Origin of the sequence: Microcystis sp. M165S2, from assembly GCF_020245885.1 — a bacterium.
Lineage (GTDB): Bacteria > Cyanobacteriota > Cyanobacteriia > Cyanobacteriales > Microcystaceae > Microcystis.
In genome coordinates, this window is sequence record NZ_JADBTZ010000113.1 from 1 (window position 1) to 3,916 (window position 3,916).

4 protein-coding genes are annotated in these 3,916 nt (G+C 41.8%); 3 read left to right on the plus strand and 1 reads right to left on the minus strand.

All coding sequences use genetic code 11. The features are described 5' to 3' along the window. Window positions 1–162: 162 nt before the first annotated feature. Entirely contained in the window at window positions 163–642 is a 480-nt protein-coding gene (locus tag IM479_RS05880; RefSeq protein WP_287684261.1) for an excisionase family DNA-binding protein, read from the plus strand. Next, window positions 626–1,186: a PIN domain-containing protein gene (locus tag IM479_RS05885; protein ID WP_287684262.1), complete on the plus strand. Its 561-nt coding sequence runs from the start codon at window positions 626–628 to the stop codon at window positions 1,184–1,186. The genes IM479_RS05880 and IM479_RS05885 overlap by 17 nt, the downstream gene beginning before the upstream one ends. 285 nt (window positions 1,187–1,471) lie before the next feature. On the opposite strand, the gene IM479_RS05890 is transcribed toward IM479_RS05885, so the two are convergent. Further along, window positions 1,472–1,792: a type II toxin-antitoxin system PrlF family antitoxin gene (locus IM479_RS05890; RefSeq protein WP_287684263.1), complete on the minus strand. Its 321-nt coding sequence runs from the start codon at window positions 1,790–1,792 to the stop codon at window positions 1,472–1,474. 272 nt (window positions 1,793–2,064) lie between these two features. Here IM479_RS05890 and IM479_RS05895 point away from each other — a divergent pair, with 272 nt between their 5' ends. Then, window positions 2,065–3,243, plus strand: a complete 1,179-nt coding sequence (locus IM479_RS05895; protein WP_287684264.1) for an AI-2E family transporter — start codon at window positions 2,065–2,067, stop codon at window positions 3,241–3,243. Window positions 3,244–3,916: the final 673 nt, after the last annotated feature.

Below are 3,916 nucleotides of genomic sequence, written 5' to 3' on the forward strand. Positions count from 1 at the left end.
AGGCCGAATTTGAAGTCTTTTCTGAACGAAACCCCTTACTATCTGTTGTCAAGGTTCAGTTTTTAGCTTGGTTATCGCTTTTTCCATTGTAGCTTAAAGCCGTCCTAAAAGGACGGGGTTTTAACCCAAATTTTCGATAAATGCGTGGAGTCATTCTCTGATATGAGTAAATATTCTAATTTTGACCCAAATCATTTTGTTGTCGAACCCGAAGAAACTGAACAAATAACCCAATTAAATCAGCTGCTTAATAGAGAAATACCGACGAGACTCGTCACTGAACAGGGAGAAAATGTCTATATTCCCGAATCGGTTTTAATGGTACTTCGTTACAGTGTAGCTGCCTTAGCATCGGGACAGGTAATTCAGTTAAATGTTACCCATCAGGATTTAACTATAGAAGAAGCGGCTAATTTGTTAAATGTTTCTAACTCTTATCTAATAAAATTACTAGAACAGGGGCAAATTTTATCGACTAATGTAGGCAGTGATCGACGAATAAAACGAGAAGATTTGCTAATATATAAAGAAAAAAAATATCGAGAAAGAGAACAAATTTTAAATAACCTTGTAGCCATGACTGAAGCGGAAGGACTATACAGAAAAGATGAGAAATTAAACCTAGATGACAGCAGAGCCTAGGGTTGTTTTAGATGCTTGTGTTCTTATTCCTCAGTATTTACGCGATACTTTATTATCAATTGCTTGGCAAGGTTTATACTCGCCTTACTGGTCGAAATTAATTTTAGAAGAAACAACCCGCAATCTGATTAATCGATATAATATAACTTCAATAAAAGCCCTTAATTTAGTGGAGACAATGAAAGCAGCTTTTCCCGAAGCCATGGTTGAAGTGCCATCTGGTTTAATTGAGTTAATGACAAACGACTTAAAAGACCGTCCTGTTTTAGCAACTGCTGTTATGGCTAAAGCTAATCTAATTTTAACTAATAATATTACCGACTTTTCACTGTCAGCTTTAGAAACTTGGGGTATAAAGGCTCAATCTCCTGATACTTTTTTAAGTAATTTGTTCGATGAATATCCCGAAGAAATTAAATTCAGTCTAAATAGGCAAGTCAAGAAATATAAAAATCCTCAAAAATCTCTAGCTGAATTACTAGAGTTTTTAGATAAAAAAGCCAATTTATCTAATTTTTGTCAAAAGATAACTAAAATTCTTTGATATAACCGAACTTCTCCATTGTAAATGTACTCGCTATCTAAACATGGCTACAGAGGGAATCGCTGACTCTAGAGATTGATGACACTATCTGTTACAATCAAGTTAGCGATCGCTATAAAGCCAACTCTAGGTCATCGCTCCACTCCAGATACAGTCAACGGTACAGACATTTTCAAGCGAAAAATGTACCCAGTGGCCTCTTTTCAATTTTTTCTGAGAAGCTCCATAAGGGTTTTGTTAATTTTTTAGTATTTCTGTATGGGGGAAGTCCAGACATATCTATCATTAAATTTCGGTTTCAGCAGCTTCCCGTAAACGGCTAATTGCACTTTTCGCCTCTTTGAGTAGGTCATGCCAATCATCTGGAGGGTGTTGAGGGTTCTGTTCCATATCTTGTGCAAGAAAATTCAGAAATTTCCCAAGCACTGGATCATTTTCTTCTGCCCCATCAGCCCAGGAAATCCATACTTTGCCGTCGGCCTGTATGTTGTAGCAGATTTTATCACGCTTATTCAAGCCAAGGGCTTTGCGAACAGAATCGGGAATTGTAGTCTGATAGCGATCAGTAAGAGTGGATTCCAGGCATGGGGCTATCGTTGCAGCCATAGCGACCTCTAAGCCTGTCTGTAAAAACTAGACCTTGATGGTAATGCAACTGCATTGTCTTGTCAAGTATGGAGTGACTAGATCTACAGCCTAACGGATCCGTTCACCTTAAATGTCGGCAGGATGCCCCCGTTACACCCATAAGGTTGTTGTAATAATCCTACGCCTGTCAGCATCCCACACCCCATCTTCCCACTTCCCCGGTTGAGTTAGCGGGTTAGGCTTCGATCTGTCAGAATACAAGTGTTGAAACAAACCTTTTAAGAGGCTTCATGGTGGAAGTTAAAGTCGTTCCCCCGAAACGCAATTGGATTCAGACGTGGTGGCAATCCCTGAATTCCTTATCCCGCTTACTGGTGATTGCTCTAGCTGCACCACTTATCGTCCTGAATGCCTGGGCATTATCGGCAATTTTTGGCTATTTTGAATCTTTATTTGTTATTTTACTGATAGCGGCCGTTCTATCTTTTCTCTTGGGTTATCCGGTGACTTGGTTGGAACGTCAGGGATTAAAACGGGGTTTAGCTGCGATCGTGGTTTCCCTGATCACGATTTTAATTTTTGTGGCCGTGGGAATAACCCTAGTTCCCTTAGTCTTCACCCAAGCACAGCAATTTGTCAATAGATTGCCAGAATGGTTAGACTCGGGACAGCGCCAACTGATGCAACTAGATACCAAAATCGACATGATGAATCTGCCGATTCCGATCAGTTTCGATGGTGTTATCGCTCAGTTTAACAGTCGTTTAGGGGCAGAATTGCAAATTCTAGCGGGAAGAAGCGTTAATTTAGCCCTTAATCTCACCGTTTTTACCGTGGTGCGAGTGCTTGATGTGCTGTTAACTATTATCCTCACCTTTTATCTACTTCTCCACAGTCCCGATATCTGGAGGAGTATTATCCAATGGTTGCCCAAACCCGTCCAACAACCCTTTTCCCTAACCCTACGCTTAAGTTTTCAGAATTACTTTGTCGGACAGGTAATTTGCGCCACCTGCATGGCCTTGGGATTAGTCACGGCATTTTTATCGATTAAAGTCCCTTTTGGTCTCCTATTCGGTCTGTTGATTGGTACCATGGCCTTAATCCCTTTTGGGGGAACTGTAGGCATTGTCACGGTGACAGCTTTACTAGCTTTGCGCGATATTGGTTTAGCTCTACAAGTTTTAGCCGTGGCTGTAGTGGTGCAGCAAATTGTCGAAAATGGCATTGCTCCCCGGATTTTGGGCAGTGTCACCGGGTTAAATCCCTTTTGGGTGTTGGTCTCGGTCTTGACGGGGGCGCGAGTGGGCGGTTTACTGGGGGTAATTGTCGCAGTTCCCATGGCAGTAATGATCAAGGAAGCTTTGGAGGTTATCCGTCAAGTGACACCAGAGGAGACAAAATACGGGATAATTAAACCCTCTCTCCCCCTAGAATCAGAATCCTCTAGCGAGGTGGTTTCTCGCTGAAGAATGACTGACGGCATAATCTAGGGCGATCTGAGCAGTAATCTTGGCCGGGAGAAATCGGCAATTTTCTCGCAGGTTCTTGGTTTTTCTCCCTCGATCGAGTTATGATATCCATATTGGTGTATTAACTCCGCTCTCGGCGATCGCCGTCCATGCCTAGGAAGGACAAATGAAGGCTTGAGGATGCCTTGCTGGTCTCTGGGGCCTGGCTTATTGGGAGATTAGCTAACCAATTATCTCTAAACTCCGATAATTTTAAGAAAAGGTCATTTTCTATCCCGATAAATAAGCAAAAAATCGATGTTTTGGTTAAATAGGCTACATTAACAGCCAGCTTTCTATCGTAAGCTCGAAGTTAAGACATAAAGTCAATATCACCCTCCGATTGCAATGAAAAAATGTTTGGATCGCTTAAGGTTTAAGCCTTTCAGACATTTTTTTTGTGGATTGAGTAGTAAACAACCTGATTTCGGGATCAGACAAGGAAGCCGTGCTTGTACCCACAGTGTGACATGGACGAAAACCAACAGACCTTGACATCCTCGCCGCCCTAAAAGTGCGGCGATTCCTAAACCTCACGATTTAAGTTTCTGCTTCAACCACCGTTGCATACCACGGTTAAAAAACCATGTACTGTCTTACACAAAGTCCACAGACTTTCGCGACCTTTCAG

Coding starts and splice junctions, on each gene's coding strand:
- IM479_RS05880 (WP_287684261.1), top strand. CDS start 163: ATGAGTAAATATTCTAATTTTGACCCAAATCATTTTGTTGTCGAACCC.
- IM479_RS05885 (WP_287684262.1), top strand. CDS start 626: ATGACAGCAGAGCCTAGGGTTGTTTTAGATGCTTGTGTTCTTATTCCT.
- IM479_RS05890 (WP_287684263.1), bottom strand. CDS start 1,792: ATGGCTGCAACGATAGCCCCATGCCTGGAATCCACTCTTACTGATCGC.
- IM479_RS05895 (WP_287684264.1), top strand. CDS start 2,065: ATGGTGGAAGTTAAAGTCGTTCCCCCGAAACGCAATTGGATTCAGACG.